The organism is Bdellovibrio bacteriovorus (assembly GCF_002208115.1).
Lineage (GTDB): Bacteria > Bdellovibrionota > Bdellovibrionia > Bdellovibrionales > Bdellovibrionaceae > Bdellovibrio > Bdellovibrio bacteriovorus_C.
The window spans coordinates 1788536-1806663 of sequence record NZ_CP020946.1 but is presented as its reverse complement, the minus strand read 5'-3'; the positions used below and the strand labels follow the sequence as shown (position 1 = coordinate 1806663).

Below are 18128 nucleotides of genomic sequence, written 5' to 3'. Positions count from 1 at the left end.
TTGACTCTGTTCCTAAAATATAAAAAAGTATCCGGGCATTTACAATAAGGTATTTATAAAGCTTCGGGCGGAATGCGCCCCAAGACTAATTGAGGTGAAATATGGAAAATGTCGTAATTGTGAGCAGCGTAAGAACCCCTGTAGCTTCTTTCCAAGGAGGCTTTGCCTCTGTTCCTGCACCAAAACTGGGTGCAGCAGCCATCAAGGAAGCCATCACTCGCGCAGGTGTTTCTGCTGACGAAATCGATGAGTGCATCATGGGCGAAGTCCTGACTGCAGGTGTCGGCCAGGCTCCAGCGCGTCAAGCGGCTTTGGGCGCGGGTTTGAAAAACTCCACTCCGTGCATGACCATCAACAAAGTGTGCGGTTCCGGTCTGAAATCTGTGATGCTGGCAGCGGACTCCATCGCTTTGGGTCACACTAAAATCGCTGTGGCCGGCGGTCAGGAAAACATGACTTTGGCTCCGCACTTGCTTGAAAACTCCCGTTCCGGTTACCGCATGGGTCCAACACAAATGACCGACTCCATGATCAAAGACGGCCTTTGGGATCCATACAACAACTTCCACATGGGTAATGCCGCGGAAATCTGCGTAAAAGAGCACAACTTCACTCGTGAAGAACAAGACGCTTTCGCAATTGATTCCTACAAAAAAGCTCAGGATGCGTGGGCGAAGAATGTTTTCAAAAACGAAATCGCTCCGGTTGTGGTTGAAGGCCGCAAAGGCGCTGTGACCATCGATAAAGACGAAGAGCCGTTCAACACGAACTTCGACAAAATCCCTGGCTTGAAACCAGCATTCGACAAAGCCGGCACCATCACGGCGGCCAACGCTTCCAAAATCAACGACGGCGCTGCGGCTCACGTTTTGATGTCTGAAAGTGAAGCAAAAAAACGCGGCATCAAACCTCTGGCAAAAATCGTGGCTCACGCAACATTTGCGCACGAACCAAAATACTTCACCACAGCTCCAGTGGGCGCGATCAAAGCCGCTCTGAACAAAGCCAACCTGAAAGTGGGCGATGTGGATCTTTGGGAAATCAACGAAGCTTTCGCGGTTGTGACTCAAGTGGCGATGAAAGAACTTGAAATCCCGGCTTCCAAAGTGAACATCCATGGTGGTGCTGTGGCTATCGGTCACCCGATCGGTGCTTCTGGCGCGCGCATCCTGGCGACTTTGGTTCACGCTCTGCACACTCACAACAAACGCTACGGCCTTGCGACTTTGTGCATCGGTGGCGGCGAAGCGGTGGCATTGATCATCGAGAAAGCGTAATCATCATGAGCAAAAAGGTGTTTAAAGACGCCAAGAGCGCGCTCTTTGACGTCAAAGACAACATGACTCTGGTGCTGGGAGGCTTCGGCCTTTGCGGCATCCCGGAAAACTGCATCACAGTTCTGAATGAAATGGGCGTAAAAGGCCTGACGTGCGTTTCTAATAATGCCGGCGTGGACGATTTCGGACTGGGTTTGCTTTTGCAAAAACGTCAGATCAAAAAAATGATTTCCTCCTATGTGGGTGAAAACGCTTTGTTTGAAAAACTGTACATGAGCGGCGAACTGGAGTTGGAATTCTGCCCGCAAGGCACACTGGCTGAACGCATTCGTGCGGGAGGCGCTGGAATCGCTGGTTTCTACACTCCGACAGGAGTGGGCACACTGGTGGCTGAAGGCAAAGAGATCAAACAATTCGACGGACGCGACTATGTTCTTGAAAAAGGCATTAAAGGCGACTTCGCATTTGTGAAAGCGTGGAAGGGCGACAAGTTCGGAAATCTGATCTTCAGAAAAACTGCGCGCAACTTCAATCCGATGGCGGCAACAGCCGGTAAAATCACCGTGGCTGAAGTTGAAGAGCTGGTTGAGATTGGCGAACTGGATCCGGATCAGATTCACACTCCGGGTGTGTACGTTCAGCGCATCTTCCAGGGCACTGACTATCAAAAACGCATCGAACAAAAAACAGTTTCCAAGGGATAGGAGAGCAAAATGCCATTAACAAGAGAGCAAATTGCTCAACGTATCGCTCAGGAAGTTGAAGACGGCTATTGTGTGAATCTGGGTATCGGTATTCCCACTTTGGTGGCGAACTACATCCCTCGGGACAAATTCGTTATGTTACAGAGTGAAAACGGTCTTTTGGGTATGGGTCCATTCCCGAAAGAGGCTGATATTGATGCCGACCTGATCAACGCCGGCAAACAAACTGTGACGGCACTTCCGGGTGCGAGCTTCTTTTCCAGTGCTGACAGCTTTGCGATGATTCGCGGCGGTCACGTGGATCTGACCGTACTGGGCGCGATGGAGGTTGATGAATCCGGCAGCATCGCCAACTGGATGGTGCCTGGCAAAATGGTCAAAGGCATGGGCGGCGCGATGGATCTGGTTGCGGGCGCACGCAACGTGATCGTGGCCATGCAGCACACTGACAAGGAAGGCAATTCCAAGCTTCGCACCAAGTGCACGCTGCCTTTGACTGGTGTTAAGTGCATCAAGAAAATCGTCAGCGATTTCGGCGTGATCGAAATCACACCTGAAGGTTTCGTTTTGAAAGAATATGCTCCGGATCTAACTCCGGAAAAAGTTCTTGCAGCCACTGAGGGCAAAATGAAAATCGCCCCGGACTGCAAAGCGATGACATTCTAGTTTCACTTCAAGACGGCTTCTCACAAGGAAGCCGTCTTGGTTTTAAACACTTCCCCGCTTCTCACCCACCAAGGTCCAGCACCTCGTTGCTCTGTCTGAAAATCCCATAGATAATAAATCTTCACGTACTTGCGAGTGGGGTTTTCGTGGCTGAAGCAAAAAAAGTGGCAAAAGACACCTATCTATTCCGAGATGGGGATGCTCCCGATGCCATGTATATCGTAAAGACCGGCGGCTTTTCCATCACCAAAAGCAAAGGCAACACTGAAGTTGTCATCGCAGAAATTCAGCCAGGCGCGATGGTTGGCGAAATGGCGTTGTTTGATAAAAAACCCCGCAGCGCGAATGTAAAAGCCACCAAAGACTCTGAAGTGATCGCACTTCCCTATGACTCTTTGAACAAACAGATGGATCAACTGCCAGTGTGGGTTCGTGCCATCATGAAAACGCTGAATGAAAAACTGCGCGATGCGAACCAGAAGATCCGTCTGCTTGAAAACACCAATCCCGATGAAGAGCGCTTCCCGCCTCACATCGTGAACAAATACATTTCCATTCTGAATCTGGTCGGCAACAAATACGGAAAACCCGAAGACGGCGGAGGCCTGAGCTTTTCGTCTGTTCTGATTCGCAATTACACGATTCAGATTTTCCAGGAAGCCACCAACAAAATGCAAAGCATCACCAACGCCCTGACCGATCTTGGCTATCTTTCCCAGGAAGACCGTGGCGACGGCACCCAGAAAATCACCAACCTGAAGCCGCAGGAACTGTTTGGCTTTGTCGACTGGTACAATGAGTGGCTGTTTAAACAGGACAAGGACCGCCTGCCAGCCCTGACTGAAGCTGAGGTCAACATTCTAAACGGCATCCTGCTGTTTGCCCGCCGTGCCCAGCCGAACAACAAGGGTTTATACAAAGTCGATCTGACCGATGTGCAGAACGAATCGATGAAAGAACTGGGGCAACTGATCCGCGCAGACGATGTGAATTCTTTGATTGAGAAAAAGTATCTGACGGAAAAAATCATGGATGAAAAAGGCGTCTACATCATGGTGGAACTGCCTTATGTTGAGCCTTTGGCGCGCAACTGGACCATCGTGAACAATCTAAAAAAGAAGCTTCGCTAACAAGCGGAAAAGAAAAAAGCCAGGGGTTCCCTGGCTTTTTTTATTTCTTCATTTCACACAGATCCTATTCAACAACCGGCTCTTCCTGACAGCGCAGAGGCAACTTGTCATTAGGAAGCTTCGCCACGTTTTCCCCGCCCACTGTGTGCACATAGATCGAATTGGTTTTTGCACCACAAGCAATCGGCTGACCCAATGTCAGAATCACACGGTCCCCGGTCTTACCCAAGCCATGAGACACCAACAACAGATCCACTTCACGCAGGATATCTTCCATCGTCTTATAGGGCTTGATCGCATGGGTCTGAATACCCCAGCCCAATTCCATGCCATTCAAAACATCCAGATGCTGAGTCACGGAAATAATGCGCGCCTTCGGACGGAAGGCAGAAATGATATTTGCCGTTTTACCGGAAGTCGTCAGACAGATGATCGCAGTCGCGTTCAACTTCAATGCGCTCAATGAAGCACTGGCGGCGATGGACGCCGGCGTACTCAGGAACTCGTTTTCAAGAGAGATTTTATAATACTCTTCCTCGTTGCGTTCCACCTCAGTGATGATTTCATGCATAGTACGGATGCACTTGAACGGATGTTTGCCGCTGGCAGATTCCGCTGACAGCATCAAAGCATCAGAACCATCCAAAACCGCATTGGCCACGTCCGTGATTTCCGCACGGGTTGGACGAGGGTTTTCAACCATGCTGTCCAGCATCTGCGTCGCAGTAATCACCGGCTTACCCAATTGATTGCACACCTGAATGATGCGTTTTTGATAACCCGGCAGACGGCTTTGACCGACTTCCACCGCCAAATCCCCGCGCGCCACCATGACAGCGTCACTCAGGCGACAGATCTCTTCCAGATTTTCAATCGCTTCCACCATTTCGATTTTGGCTACGATTTTTGCGTTGGAATTACCCGCCTCGATCAGTTCACGCAATTTGCGAATATCACGGGCGTGGCGAACGAAGCTCAGGGCAATATAATCAACTTTATTGGCAATACCAAATTGCAGATCCTCAAGATCCTTTGGCGTCATGCAGTCCACCGGCAGATTTACACCCGGAAGATTCATGCCTTTGCGGTCTTTCAGGATACCGCCATAGACAACTTCCACGTCGATCTCCTCACCGCGAACCTGCAAAACCTTCACTTCCATCAAACCGTCATCCAGAAGAATGCGCGTGCCTGGAACGCAGGCCAAAGGCAGCTCTTGGAAGTCGGACGGAACCAGCCCCGGCTTACCCAGAACTTTTGCCGTCGTTACCACCAGTTTTTCACCAGGCTTGATTTCAATGGAACCATTTTCAAATTTACCCACGCGGACTTTAGGGCCCTGCAGATCCTGCAGGATTGCCACGGGCGCCTGAAGCTCTTTAGAGAGCTTACGCAGGGAATGAACCACCTTCAGGTGGTCTTCATGACTTCCGTGCGAAAAGTTAAGGCGAGCCACGTTCATGCCCGCCTTAATTGCTTTTTCCAGATTTTTCTCATCACGTGTCGCTGGGCCGATAGTGGCCACAATCTTCGCTCGACGATCTGCTAACATTTGAACTACGCCTTCCTGCTATATGAACTCATCTTCACAGACAAGTTTTGCATATCTTCCTGATGGCGTCTATTCATTCTATCAAGTTGATCTTGATGCGAATTGTTCAACTGGGCAATCTTCGCCTCGTACTTCATCTGCATGGATTCTTTTTCCATTTTACCGGATTTGTCGCGCTCATCCACACGAGTTGCGTACATTTTCTCGATACGCTTGATTTCACGATCCTGACTGTCTTTCAGGGCCGCCAGACGGTCCTCATAGGTCTTTACCGTCTGCTCAAGCTTCGAATTAAAGCTGGCTTCCATTGTTCTGAAGCGCTCCGTCATAGCCTTGTTAGTGGCCGAATGATCAGCGCTGTTTTTCTCGCGCACCACGTCCATGCGTTCCATATAGTTCGCCTTCATGGTGTCCAAAGAATCGCTGTAATAGCGCTCCAACTGATCCTGATTCTTGTTGGTCAGATCAATCACCTTCTTCACCCGGGCCTCGGCGTTGTTCGCCACCTGGGTGACCTGATCTTTATGAGTCATCAGAAGATTTTCTTTTTCCTCGCGATGACGGGTGTTCATAAGACTGACCTGGGATTTGTTTTCACGGTCCGTATTGCGCAAAAGCTTTTGATTTTCAGTCAACACCTTGCCGATGCGCTCGTCGTTGATCTCTTTCATGCGATCCACGGCATTTTCCCGCTGCTCTTCAGAAAGGTTCAGGCGCTGCTCATAGGCTTGCGTCAGGTTGCGACGTTCAATGCCGCGCAGACGCTCATTTTTGGAAATTTCATTGTTCAAACGACTGTTCAGGCGCTGAATCTGACTGTCGCGGGACCGGATCTGGCTGTTGATACGGCCATTCACAGAATCACGGAAATCCTGATTCTGCTCATCCATCATATTGGATTTTTTCGCCAGGGTGTTTTCGTATTTATCACGAACCGCCACGCGCTCCTGATCCATGATCTGCTGCTTCATCTCCAGATTGTCGCCGTACTCTTCCTTGCTGTTGGTCACATAGTCAGAATACTTCTGTGACCAGCGGGAATTATCCGCCTCACGCTGACGCTCGGTCTGCTTCAGGCGGGACTCATAGGACTTGCGCATTTCACGCTCGTTACGATCCTTGGATCTCAGCGTCTCGTCGTGGCTGCTTAAAATCGCCTCTCTTTCACGTTCGTGGGCGTCATTCAGCTTGCGGGCGTTGTCGTGGATGGCTTTTTGGGATTTAAGACGGTTTTCCTCAATGGCAGTCTGGAATCTTTCGTCGCGATTGCTGACTTCAGAATTCAGTTGTCCCACCAGATTCTGTTTCTGGGATTCATTGATTTCTTTTTGCTTTTTGATGGTGCTTTCGTAGGCCGCTTTTTGTTCTTCACGCGCATTGTAAGCATCTTCAGTTTTATTGCGCAAAGACTCACGATAAGTCTGGCGGACTTCATCGATTTTCTTGGAGTTTTCATAGTCGCGCTCACTCAAGGTTTCGCGGTTGCGATCCTTCAGTTCGGCGATGCGGCCTTCATATTCATCAGTGATATTCTTGATTTCGTCGTGATGACGCTGCTCAAGGCGTTTGATTTCTGCATTCCGGCGCTTGGCATTTTCGCTTTCGCGATTTTCGTACTCTTCCCGAGTCTTGCGAATTTTTTCGTCCTGACGCGCACGATCCGATGATGAAATAGAAGACATCCTATCCTCCCAGACCTCAGATTAACATGAGGCATGGGAAGAAACTTCAAATGACATGGAATGCAAATTAAAATCAGGACCAGAGTCTAGCGCTCAAAGACGCGCTGGCGATACAGATCTTTCATGCGCTGCAGTTCCGCGGCTTTTCGCTGACGGCGCGCTTCTTCGGCCTTTTCCTGGGCCTCAATAGAGGCGATCTTTCTTTCAGTCAGTGTCTGATAAAGCCGGCTGGATTTCTGAGCCAGATCACCCCAATTATCGCGGTACAGACGCACTTCTTTTACGAAATCCTCTTTGCTGCCACGATAAAGGGAATTCCACATCGGCAGGTGCTCTTTCATATTGATAGGCTCAATCATGCCGTACTCGGTCTTACCCTGAGAGTTCAACCCGGCAACCCAGACCTCGAAACCCTCTGGAATCTCCAAAGTCTTTCCATCGCGCAAAGTCACCTTTAAAGACGCATTCATATTGCGGATCAAAATACGGGAATCCTGAGAGATCACCCAGTACTCACCCATCGTCGCCTGAGTGCTGGCATAAAGACTTTCAAGTTGCAGGTTTTTTCCCCCTTCAACCCAGACAGCACCTTTTACCAAACGCCATTGATCCGGCGTCAGGCGAACCACGGCTGATCCACCTGTGGCATGCAACTGATGATCCCCTTTTTCAAAATGAAAGGCCGAACCTGTCACCTGAATCGCGCAGCTTTCCTGGGATTTCAGACAGGCTGATGGCTGCTCGATCAGATCACCGGCGGCCCGAACCCGGACCTCCATCTGAAATGCCATCAGGAACAACATCAAGCGCACGATTTTCTTCATACTACTCAACACTTTGCGCCAGTTTGCGCGCCTGTTTTTTCAGGTTTTCATTCTTGAAGTTTTTAGCCACGGTTTTATAGATTTCAGCGGCCTCTTCAGTCTGGCTGTTGATTTCACTGATCTGCCCCATACGAAGCAAAATAAAACCTGTCAAATCATGCTGCGGATACTGAGTCACCATTTCATCAATCTGACCCAGGCTGCTGCGATAGTCTTTTTTCAGGAAGTAGCTTTCAGCAATGAAAAAACGCGCCTCTACACTGTGCTGGGACAACGGGTATTTTTCCAGAAGCTGACCAAATTCACGAATGGCGCGGTCATATTCCTGACCGTTAAAGTAACGCTTGCCCTTTTCATAGATGGCGCCAGACAGATCCAATGCCTCTTCACTGGCCGGAGCACGTACCACTGCGGAAAGATTATGAAGTTCATACTTTGCTTGAAGTGTTTTGTCGTTCGGAAGGACCTGCGCGACGGTTTGCTGGAAGTCCTTTAACTGATACGTCAAAAGAGAGTTGTTGAATTTCTCTTTTTCCACCTGTTTTTGCAGGGATGCCAGGCGCATTTCATACTCTTCATGACCATTAAAATGCGCCACGAATGTGGCATACACTCCCATGAACCCGACAGCCAGGCACAGGCAGAAAACGACAAATAAAGAGTTCTGATTTTTCATGTCTCACTTATCGGCAAAAACCGATAAATATTGAGACTGTCTTATTTCGAGACAGACTTCTGGTCGTAGGTATAGACGCTCTCGGCGTCCAGATCCTTCCACTTCCCGTCTTTCTGAATTTTCGGCGCCACACGCCCCTTAACCACCTGCAGCTTTTTGTCGGCATGGGAATACCAAAGATGGATCGGGTCAACGATAGCGGCGATGATAAAACTTGTGGGCTTCATACGAAGCTCCATCCACTTGCCACCAGCCACCTCTTTTTCGCCGACCTTTTGCAGAGTGAAGCCGACGGTCTCCAGGCGATCCCAAACAGCGAAGCGAACATCCAGCGGTTTCCCACCGGCCAGCGCGCCCCAGTTTTTCTCAACAAAGGCGTTGAAATTCGGCGTGCTTAACACAAACCCGCTCAGCTTTTCATCGGCACTTTTCTTTTTCCCACCCGGGCCTTCGTATTCGAAGTAAATGCGCCCCTCGCGCACCTGGAACCGGCCTTTTTCACCAGTCTGCTTGCGGTCGATTTCATAGGACAGCACCTCAGCCTCTTTGATCAGACCTTTTTCCGTCACCACAATCTTGCCATCGGGATCGCGAAACTCCGTCTGCGTCTGCACTCCATCTGCGAGGGCCGCAAGATCCACATTCAATGTAAAGAGAGTTTTTTGGCGATTTGATTTCAAATCGTAAAGGGTTGCGGAAGAATAGTTTTGAGCAAATCCGAATGCCGGAAACAAAAGTGCCAGAATCAACGCCATAAAGCCCCCCATCGAAAGTCCATAGTACCCAATGGAACAAAAAATAAAAAGCATGACACTTAACAGCCATTAATTTCTGCAACACATCCTGGACCGGAAAATTTCATTTCGCTTGACCATCCCGACACAGAAAACTAGGGTAAGTTCCTTCGGGATGAGGATTGGAAAGCTATGAACAAAGCGCAATTGGTGGAACTGGTCGCAGAAAAAACAAAGACAACCAAAAGTCAATCCGAGCTGATTCTCGATGCCACTCTGGAAGCCATTCAAGAAGCATTAAAAGATGGTGATGAAGTTAAACTTGTAGGTTTTGGCACATTCTCCCGCAGTTCCCGCAAAGCACGCCAGGGCCGCAATCCCAAAACCGGCGAAACCGTGAAAATTCCCAGCGCCTACATTCCAAAATTCAAACCCGGCAAAGACCTTAAAGACGCCCTTAATTAAATTCGGGCCGATCTAAAATTCGCGACCATCCGCTCATGCCGGACTTCCAAATGTAATTTTGAGCACTGACGCGCTGACTGCGCAAAGACTCCTGAACTTCACGGACAGAATAGGGTCCTTCCTGAACCAAAGCTTTGCCATCATCAGATGCCACCAGCAGCACCCACTCTTTATCATCAGCCGCGATATCCATCCCCTGGACATAACCTTGTGTGGCCGGGAATAAACTGCGATCAAACCCCCACTCCCAGGCAGATTTCCAACTTCCGTCAGAATCACAGGAAATCAAATCGTGAGGACCGATGTCACCTTTAAGTATGAGCTGACGGATCTCTTCAAAACCGACAGGGCCCTGGGGTTTCAAATTTTTATTGTAGTACCAACGGTCATTTTTCATAACTTTTCCTTTTTGCTCAGGAATGGTGCCGGCAGGGATTCAATCACCTCCAGCGCTTCATAGTAAACCACATCAAAATGCGGATTTCCTAATGGCTTTTTCAGGAAGGTGGCCAAAGTGGCAGCCTTAATCAGCTTTTTTTGATATCCGCCGAACAGGCGCTCCCCCATCATCCCACCCAACAAAGATGCTGCCAGAACATAGCTCCACTTTTTACGCGGACGCGCCTGCAGGCGATGGCCAGGAACTCCGGTGATGACCATCAGCTCATGCATCTTCTGCGCAAGCGCCAACTGCAAGGCCTCTTTCCCCAAATCCGACGGACCACGAGCCGCCAGGCTGGCCTTGATGTCTGCAATTGTGTCAGTCTTGCGTTTGTGGTTGATGATTTTAGAGCCAAAATAGGCCACGGCCTCTTTCCAAATCAGACGCAGAAAATCACTGGGAACATCCATCGGGATCTGTTTTTCACCGCTGACTTGAGCATGCACAAAATGCATTGCCAGAGAGGCCGCGTGATTCACCGTTCCCCGCGCCAGATAGGCCGCACTGATTTCCGGCAGATAGAAGGAGTTTTCATCGGCAATCATCATTTCGATCCAGCGCAATTTTTTGGGGTCATAATGCTCACGCACCTGACTCCAGAAAGAACTGTCACGGGCCGTGTAGACAGACAAGTTTGAAGTTGAAACCGTCAACCCCAGCTCTTCTGAAATGATCTTCACGTAACGGCCGACGTGATCCGTATAGTCCAGCAGATCCTCATCATCATCTTCTTCGTCGTCGTGCAGTCCCAGATCATAGGTCTGCTCCAGATACATCAAATAGTTTTGCCACTTCACCCACGGCGGAACACTCATCAGACAAAAAATATTCTGAGAAAGACGTACCAGGTCCGTAGTGGATTCAAGCTCCCGGTTCAGCAACTGGAAATAGATTTTCTCGGAGTTCTGGAAAATACGCAAAATACGCTTGGCAAACGGCGCCCCCAAAATACGCACGATCTCGGCAGGGATATGATCCGCAGCCAGATGTAAATCCCCATAAATAACGAAAACCAAATGATCAGGGTGAGCTTTCACCAGTTCCGCAATTTTTTTGCCCGCAAAGACATCCCGGGACTTTAAAGTGGTGGCATTGCGTTTTTTATAACTGCGATTGATTCCGCGGACCGCCACCTTGTTTTTTTGCGCCCAGCGCAACAGCGGACGATAGTATTCCCATGGGAATCCCCACTTGGTCTGCCATTGCACTGACTTAAGAAAATCACGCTCGGACATCTTCCCCGACATAAAGCGGTCGATTTTTTCCTGATCTGCGGCCTCGAGAAACTCCACCGCCAGAATGGTTTTGCGGTCTTTGGGGATATGACGAAGGATGCGCGCCTGGGCCTTTTGCGACTGATGAAGGGCGTGGAAGTCCCCGACCATAACGACCTGGGAATGGCTCATCTGCTCCCACAGAGCTTCCTTGGTGGAGGCCGTCCATTTCTTGGCGAACTCCTTTTCATAGACCTTTTGATAGCGCATCAATTCGGGCGTGTCCCGGCCCAGTCGATGCCGCACCTGCTTTTCCATCTGCAGATACAGGTCTTTGCGAATACGTATCCATTTTTGTAGGTCGTTCAAGCTGTCTTCCTTGAGAGCATTCCGAAGTATTTTTACATAATTTCGATTGATTTCAAACACGATTCTAAGATTCAATGGGGTCATGAAAAACACAGTCAGCAAATCCAAGTTCCTGCTTTTCGCCATGATTGCCACCCTGATCGGCGTGGGCGTTCATATCTATTTGACCCTGCACTATTATGACATCAAGTTCGGCCTGTCTGCCGGCGATTCCATGTGCAATATCAACGAAGTGCTGAACTGTGACGCTGTGACCGCCAGCAGATTCTCTGCTTTCCTGGGTGTGCCAATCGCTCTTTGGGGCGTGATGACCAATCTGGTTCTGCTGTATTTCCTGGGCGTCAGCCGCTTCAATCTTGTTCAGGATCCGGATCGCACCTCCCGCTACGCTTTGTTGCTTTCCGGGGTGACGGTGCTGGCTTCCGTTGTGATGGCGGTGATCTCTGTCACGGCGATGAGCAATCTTTGCATCTTCTGCATCACGGCTTACGTTCTTTCAATCATCGGCTTCATCTTTACCTGGATGGGGGCTGAAGATGTGTCTGCTGAAAATATCAGCAATGACATCAAAGACATCTTCACCTCCGAACGCTGGGTTGCCGGCTTCCTTTTGGCGATTCCGGCTTTTGCATTCCTTGCAAATATTATGTATCTGGAAAGCCATGGTCTTTCCGATGTTGAAAAGATGGCCAAAGAAAAAGTGGCTTACTGGCAAGTGGCTCCCCAGCAGAACTTTGACCTGACAAAGGGTCTGAGCATGCAAAAAGGAACTGACGAACCCGTGATGACCATCGTGGAGTTTGCTGACTTCCGCTGCGGTCATTGCAAGCATGCAGCCGCTCCTTTGCACAACTTCACCAAAAACCACCCGGATGTGCGCTTGATCTACAAACCATTCCCTTTGGATGGCACGTGCAATGAAGCCATGAAAAACGGCGGCGGCGATGGCATCTCTTGCGGTCTGGCCTTTGCGACTTTGTGCTCTGAAAAAATCGCACAAAAAGGCTGGGTGGCGCACGACTATATCTTCGAGAATCAGGAAGAAATCACGCGCATGATGAACCTGGACAAGAACCTTGAATCTATCGCGACAGCGACTGGCATCCAGTTGGAAGAACTGAAAACCTGCGTGAAAGGCACCGAGATCCCGGAAATCGTGCGCAACACGGCCAAAGAAGGCGAAGTGGCGCAGATCCGCGGAACACCGGCGATCTTTGTGAATGGCAAACTGCTGGACGGCGGTCAGCTGATCCCGGTCCTTGAAGCTGCTTATAAAACATTGAAAAAGTAAGATGAGAAACGGCCTCCAAGAGGCCGTTTTCTTTTAGAATCCGATCATTTCGGCCAGTATGTTGGCGAGCTTCCCGAAGCCGTCGTCAAACACCACAACACTGGTCTTTGCCAGGCCGTTGACGATATCCAGCCAGAACGCCAGGACAATAATTGCCAAGGATGCAAACCACGCCGCCTTCACCACATAAATGGTGGAACGAACATCCTGAATACGCAAATCGCCCTGAACTTTTTCAACGATTTTCAAAACATACTGAAGTTCGCGGAAGTGCTCTTTGAATTTCTCGCGAAGCTCCTGCTGCTTGGCGCGCGTCAGGGAGTTGATCCCCGGAAAGCTTCTTTTGGCTTTAATTGCATAGATCAAGTCGATGGAATGATTGATGTATCGAGTGACTTTATCCTGAAAGTTCGGGTACTCGGAGGGTTTTTCCAAAAAGTCTTTCAGCTCTTCGATGGCGCGATCATAACGCTCATCCAGAACCCATGTCAGAATGTTATAGCGCAGCGACTCCGGCCGACCCAGATCCGACTTGTCGACATTCATATCGAAGAAAGCGCCTTCTTCCCTTTTTTTAGCTGGATCCGCAGCGTTTGCGGCGTCTTTTAATGCGGGTACTGACATGAGTATCTTTTCGGCTGTTTGGCGGCGATATTAAGGTCTTTTCTTATTACCTAGGTCCAGTCTTAGTACCTTGGTTTGACTAATTATGTCTCATCCTGAGAACATGGACTTAGGGCGACCTAGACTTCATGGAGGAGGGCTATGGAAACCGAATCTTTCCAGACCGCGAAACTTGGACATTTAGATTTTGATTCACCTCGGGAATCCCAACCGGTGGGCAATATCCCATTGCCTGATGAGCTGCCCCGCCAGAACGATTTCAGCCATCTCCCAAAAGAGATCCTGAAGTCCTCCACTGTTGAAAATCTGATTTCACAAAACGAAGACCTGATGGCCCGCCTGAAGGTGACTTTGCGCCGTCTTTCTTTGCTGGAAACAGAAAATCAGAAATTCAGCGAAGAGGCCAACAAAGCCCGTCTTTCCCAATCTTCTGTGACCGATCAAATTCTGGTCTGGAAAGAAAAAGACAATCTGTGGAGACAAAAAGTCGATCAACTGGAAAGAGAAAAAGAAATCCAGGCTGAAAAGCTGCGCGCGCTGACTGAAAAAACACAAAACATGGCCACCGAACTGGCTCGCCATGAAAAGTACCACGAGCGCATCAAAACCCAGGTTAAACCTTATATCTCTGAGCTGAAAGAGTACTCCCGCACCCAGGACTTGCGCCTGCAGGAGCTGGAGCAGTCCGCCAGCCATAAAGAGGCCCAACTGCGCGATCTGCGTCACCAAATCATCGAGGTGACCAAGAACTCCCGCTATCAAGTGGAAGCCTCCGAGAAAAAAGCTCAAGAAATGGTTCACTTCTATGAAGAGCAAATCGAGCGCCTGACCAGGGAAGTCGCACAGCTACATCAGATTCAAGAAGAACTTGAAGTGAAATCCATAAAGCTGCACAGCGCCCTGGAACGTCAGGACACGCTGGAAAACGAAGTAGTGACTCTTCGCCGCAGCAAAGAGGAGCTGAAAGACCGCTACGAACAGGAAATCTCCCGCCAGCAGGAGCGCATCAGCGAGCTGACCCGCCAGAACCAAAAACTGGGTGTGGAGCATGCCGATTTGCAGATTCGCGTGGTGGAAGATCAGGAAAAGATCCAAAGACTTGAAAAAGACCACTATCAGGCCCAGGAGCAACTGGAAAGCCTCAGATACATGTGGACTGCCAAGAACGAGGAAAACGAAAAACTCAAGGTTGCAGCCGCCGCTTTGGAGCGTTTGAACCTTGAGCTAAGTCAGAAACTTAATGAATTGCGTAAACAGGACGGGCCCACAGCTTAAAAGCTTTGCAGGGCCCCTTCGATACTTTCGTGCACTTCCAGGCTGGCACACTCAGAGAATGAGAATAGGCGCTGGAAGTCCGGGGTCAAACCCGCGATCTTCACATTCATGCGGCTCCCCGCATTCAATTCATTCAAAACACCAAAGAAAGACTGGATCCCGGAAGAACCGACAAAATGCAGGTTTTTCATGCAAAATACGACTTTGCGGTCGGAAAAATTCTGCAGGCAGGCTTTTTTAAAGGACTGAGTTTTTTCGATTTCAATGCGACCGCTCAAAGACACAACGGTGATGTCACCATCGAGCACGAGTTTGACTTCCATGTTAAGACCTCATCAACCTAAGTTAAGTGTTCTATCTTAACGGCCAAAATCTATGACATTTTGAGTCCAAAAAGAGACCAGTTTCACCTCGACAAAGGCCCTAAACCATCCCTAGAATACTTTGGTGCTTCGAAGCTGGATCGTCTTGATTTCATTTTTACTGGTGACAGTGATGTCATCTTCTTTTGCCCTGGGTGCAGAACCCATGGCGAAGATCCATGATATGCTGATCAATGCCGACAGCATGTACCGCGATACCGAAAAAGAAATCGTCGAGCTGGAAGGCAATATCCAGATCGTCTACAAAGGCCAGCACATCAAAGCTGACAAAGCCATCACCTCCCTGCGCTCCCGCCAGGTGGAGCTGTACGGCAACGTTGAAATCATGGATGCCAAAAACACCATCGTCGGTGATCAGGTGTTCCTGGATTATGAAAACAACACCGGCATGATCTATAACGGTTCAGTGCAATCCGGCCCGATCATGTTCTCGGGGGATGTTTTGCAAAAAACCGGCGAATCCGAATTCGTCGTCAGCTCTGCTGATTACACGGCCTGCACCAACTGTCCGGCTTCGTGGAGTTTCTCCGGCACAACGGTGCGCGCCGAACTGGGTGGATACGCTTACATCAAAAATGCCGTTCTGCGCTTTGGCCACGTTCCGGTTTTCTGGATGCCTTATCTGATTGTTCCGCTGAAGAGTGATCGCCAATCCGGTTTACTGACACCGACCTTTGAAGTTTCCGACAAAGGGGGCTTCGCGATTTCCCAACCGTACTTCTGGGCGATTTCACGCAGCACCGATGCGACCATCGAAGTGAAAGACTACGCAAAGCGGGGTCTTAAAGGTTTGGTTGAGTATCGCTACATGCTGAATGAGACCTCCAGCGGAACCATGAATTTCGGAACGATCTTCGACCAGGCGTTCGCGCAGGATGATCGTTTGAATCTGTACCGCCCGGCCACGGAAAAAGGCGACCCTCTGGAACGCTGGTTCCTGCGTTATGATCACTACTATGACATGCCCGATGGCATCATCCACCGTGCCCAATTAAATCTGGCCAGCGACCTTCAATATCCGAAGGACTTCCCGACGGAGACCCTGAACCACGGGGACTCGGCGATGGAAAACCGCATGTCCTTCACCAAGAACACTCTGGATCAGCACTACAGTGTGGATTCATCGTACTATGTGAACATGCTGCACGGGAATCCGCAGGAAGGAAACGAAGACGCCGTTCACCGCATTCCGGAACTGCGCTTTTCGCAAACTCAGGAAAATATTGGCGAGACCAATTTCATTTATTCATTGAATCTGACCTATGTGAATTTCACCCGCGCCGGTCAGGCTTATGATGACATGACCGAGCAGACTATTAACGGAAGCAAAATTCGCTTCCCGACAAACACCTGCAACGACCCGCGCTGGGAAGACAATCCCAACTGCCGCCGCGTGTACGATGGCTCTTACGATCCGGGTCTGGATCAGATCCGCACTGGTCAGCGCCTGGATTTTATGCCGGCATTGTACTACCCGCTCAAATTCGGCGATGGCCTGGATGTGATTCCGGCAGTCAGCTATCGTGAAACACACTACGGCTTCAATATCGACGAAGACCAGTATCTGGCACGTCGCTATATCCGCACAGAAATCGGCGCACGCACAAACCTGAGCCGCATCTATGGCGACACTGTCAACTCCAAGGCCACCCGCTATAAACACGAAATCATCCCGGAAGTGACCTACACGCGCCTGCCGTGGGTTTCTCAGGATGACAATCCATTCTTCGGGACCGGGTCCATTTCCGATGCGCCCTATACGGCTCGTGACAGTATCACAGACCTTGATATCGCCAGTGACTATGGGGTGCAGTTTGACTATTACGATCGCGTCTATGACAGAAATCTGGTGACGTTGGCTCTGATCAACAAAATCACCGAAAAGCGCTGGATTGGTGAACGCCCTGAATACCGCCAGGTCGGCTATCTGAAACTGGCACAATCCTATGACGGCACCCAGGAAAACAAAGTCGGCGTGAAAGAACCCTGGTCTGATCTGACCGCCACACTGGATGTGCGCCTGGATCGCTTTCAGACTTACTCCATCTTCAATTACTTCCCCTATCAGAACGTGACCAATGCGTCTTCGCGTGTGCGCTTGCTGAACGATATGGGGCAGTTCTTCCAAGTGCAGCTAACCCGTCAATATAAAATCTCTCCGGGACAAGCCGTGAATACCAGTGATCGCCAGGAAGATTATACTTTCTCGGCGGGCTTTACTTCCAGATTCATCAACCTGATGGGTAAGTTCGTGTATGATGCCAACTGGGCTGAATCCACCACGCGTGACCAGGTGAAATCCTGGGCGTACATTGCGCAATTCAAGCCGCCGGGCGATTGTATGATGATCACCTTCATTCACGATCAGGTAACCGGTGGGGATACGAATTTCAAATTGAATTTCGAATTCACATTCGACGGAAATCCAAAACCGGCACTGCCGCCGGAAGCTTTGGATTCATACGGATTCTAAAAACTCAAAACCGTGGCAAACACTTCAGCGCCGTCGATCTGACCTTTTTTAAAAGTCGGTGCGATGGCAAAGTCCGGTTGCTGGGACATTTCTGGTTCTTTGTTCATGGAATAAATCCCATAAGCAATTCCCGCATACAACCCCAGCGAGGCCCCGCGGGCCACATTGTTCCAGCTTTGACTGGGTTTATCTTCAACGGCCAGACTAACCACCCCAAGCCCCGCTCCACCCAATGTTCCCCATGCACAACTGGTCAGGAAACGTTTTAGACTTTGCGCCTGAGCAGCCTGGGATTGAAGCAAAACAAAAATCAGAAGTGGCAGAATTTTTCTCATAAGACATTGTCC

18 protein-coding genes are annotated in these 18128 nt (G+C 49.7%); 8 read left to right on the top strand and 10 right to left on the bottom strand.

What is annotated here, in order from left to right; translation table 11 throughout:
* The first annotated feature begins 101 nt into the window (after nt 1–101).
* From B9G79_RS08670 to B9G79_RS08655, 4 genes are all read left to right on the top strand, one after another.
* Nucleotides 102–1277, top strand: a complete 1176-nt coding sequence (locus B9G79_RS08670; protein ID WP_088565168.1) for a thiolase family protein — start codon at nt 102–104, stop codon at nt 1275–1277.
* A 5-nt stretch (nt 1278–1282) separates the two neighbouring features.
* Nucleotides 1283–1981: a CoA transferase subunit A gene (locus tag B9G79_RS08665; RefSeq protein ID WP_088565167.1), complete on the top strand. Its 699-nt coding sequence runs from the start codon at nt 1283–1285 to the stop codon at nt 1979–1981.
* A 9-nt stretch (nt 1982–1990) separates the two neighbouring features.
* Nucleotides 1991–2647: a CoA transferase subunit B gene (locus B9G79_RS08660; protein WP_088565166.1), complete on the top strand. Its 657-nt coding sequence runs from the start codon at nt 1991–1993 to the stop codon at nt 2645–2647.
* 146 nt (nt 2648–2793) lie between these two features.
* Nucleotides 2794–3777 carry a cyclic nucleotide-binding domain-containing protein gene (locus B9G79_RS08655; RefSeq protein ID WP_088565165.1) on the top strand — a complete coding sequence of 328 codons (984 nt, stop codon included), beginning with the start codon at nt 2794–2796 and terminating at the stop codon, nt 3775–3777.
* 64 nt (nt 3778–3841) lie between these two features.
* Here the strand turns inward: B9G79_RS08655 and pyk are convergent, their stop codons facing one another.
* From pyk to B9G79_RS08630, 5 genes are all read right to left on the bottom strand, one after another.
* Entirely contained in the window at nt 3842–5329 is a 1488-nt protein-coding gene (gene pyk, locus B9G79_RS08650) for a pyruvate kinase (RefSeq protein WP_088565164.1), read from the bottom strand.
* A 5-nt stretch (nt 5330–5334) separates the two neighbouring features.
* Nucleotides 5335–7011 (bottom strand): hypothetical protein, encoded by a 1677-nt coding sequence (locus tag B9G79_RS08645; protein WP_088565163.1) that lies wholly within the window; start codon nt 7009–7011, stop codon nt 5335–5337.
* Nucleotides 7012–7097: 86 nt separating this feature from the next.
* A complete protein-coding gene (locus B9G79_RS08640) occupies nt 7098–7835 on the bottom strand; it encodes a hypothetical protein (protein ID WP_088565162.1) in 738 nt (245 codons plus the stop codon).
* Between the two features lies 1 nt (nt 7836).
* Entirely contained in the window at nt 7837–8511 is a 675-nt protein-coding gene (locus tag B9G79_RS08635) for a tetratricopeptide repeat protein (protein WP_088565161.1), read from the bottom strand.
* Between the two features lie 41 nt (nt 8512–8552).
* A complete protein-coding gene (locus B9G79_RS08630; RefSeq protein ID WP_088565160.1) occupies nt 8553–9266 on the bottom strand; it encodes a hypothetical protein in 714 nt (237 codons plus the stop codon).
* 171 nt (nt 9267–9437) lie between these two features.
* Here B9G79_RS08630 and B9G79_RS08625 point away from each other — a divergent pair, with 171 nt between their 5' ends.
* Nucleotides 9438–9710, top strand: a complete 273-nt coding sequence (locus tag B9G79_RS08625; protein ID WP_011164549.1) for an HU family DNA-binding protein — start codon at nt 9438–9440, stop codon at nt 9708–9710.
* Here the strand turns inward: B9G79_RS08625 and B9G79_RS08620 are convergent.
* Nucleotides 9703–10107, bottom strand: coding sequence for a DUF4339 domain-containing protein (locus B9G79_RS08620; protein WP_088565159.1), 405 nt, complete (start codon nt 10105–10107; stop codon nt 9703–9705). The two genes, B9G79_RS08625 and B9G79_RS08620, sit on opposite strands and share 8 nt — an antisense overlap.
* Nucleotides 10104–11735: a ChaN family lipoprotein gene (locus B9G79_RS08615; protein WP_232469288.1), complete on the bottom strand. Its 1632-nt coding sequence runs from the start codon at nt 11733–11735 to the stop codon at nt 10104–10106. Before B9G79_RS08615 ends, B9G79_RS08620 begins: the two co-directional genes overlap by 4 nt.
* An 82-nt stretch (nt 11736–11817) precedes the next feature.
* On the opposite strand from B9G79_RS08615, the gene B9G79_RS08610 reads away from it, so the two are divergent.
* Complete coding sequence (locus B9G79_RS08610) at nt 11818–13026, top strand: vitamin K epoxide reductase/DsbA family protein (RefSeq protein ID WP_088565157.1); 1209 nt, start codon at nt 11818–11820, stop codon at nt 13024–13026.
* Nucleotides 13027–13059: 33 nt separating this feature from the next.
* Here B9G79_RS08610 and B9G79_RS08605 read toward each other — a convergent pair whose 3' ends face one another.
* Nucleotides 13060–13650: a hypothetical protein gene (locus B9G79_RS08605; protein WP_088565156.1), complete on the bottom strand. Its 591-nt coding sequence runs from the start codon at nt 13648–13650 to the stop codon at nt 13060–13062.
* 141 nt (nt 13651–13791) lie between these two features.
* On the opposite strand from B9G79_RS08605, the gene B9G79_RS08600 reads away from it, so the two are divergent.
* A complete protein-coding gene (locus B9G79_RS08600) occupies nt 13792–14925 on the top strand; it encodes a hypothetical protein (RefSeq protein WP_088565155.1) in 1134 nt (377 codons plus the stop codon).
* On the opposite strand, the gene B9G79_RS08595 is transcribed toward B9G79_RS08600, so the two are convergent.
* Nucleotides 14922–15248: an STAS domain-containing protein gene (locus B9G79_RS08595; RefSeq protein ID WP_088565154.1), complete on the bottom strand. Its 327-nt coding sequence runs from the start codon at nt 15246–15248 to the stop codon at nt 14922–14924. The two genes, B9G79_RS08600 and B9G79_RS08595, sit on opposite strands and share 4 nt — an antisense overlap.
* Nucleotides 15249–15420: 172 nt before the next feature.
* Between B9G79_RS08595 and B9G79_RS08590 the strand changes: the two genes are divergently transcribed.
* Nucleotides 15421–17781, top strand: coding sequence for an LPS-assembly protein LptD (locus B9G79_RS08590; RefSeq protein ID WP_232469287.1), 2361 nt, complete (start codon nt 15421–15423; stop codon nt 17779–17781).
* Here the strand turns inward: B9G79_RS08590 and B9G79_RS08585 are convergent.
* Nucleotides 17778–18116, bottom strand: coding sequence for a hypothetical protein (locus B9G79_RS08585; protein WP_088565152.1), 339 nt, complete (start codon nt 18114–18116; stop codon nt 17778–17780). The genes B9G79_RS08590 and B9G79_RS08585 overlap by 4 nt on opposite strands.
* Nucleotides 18117–18128 lie beyond the last annotated feature (12 nt).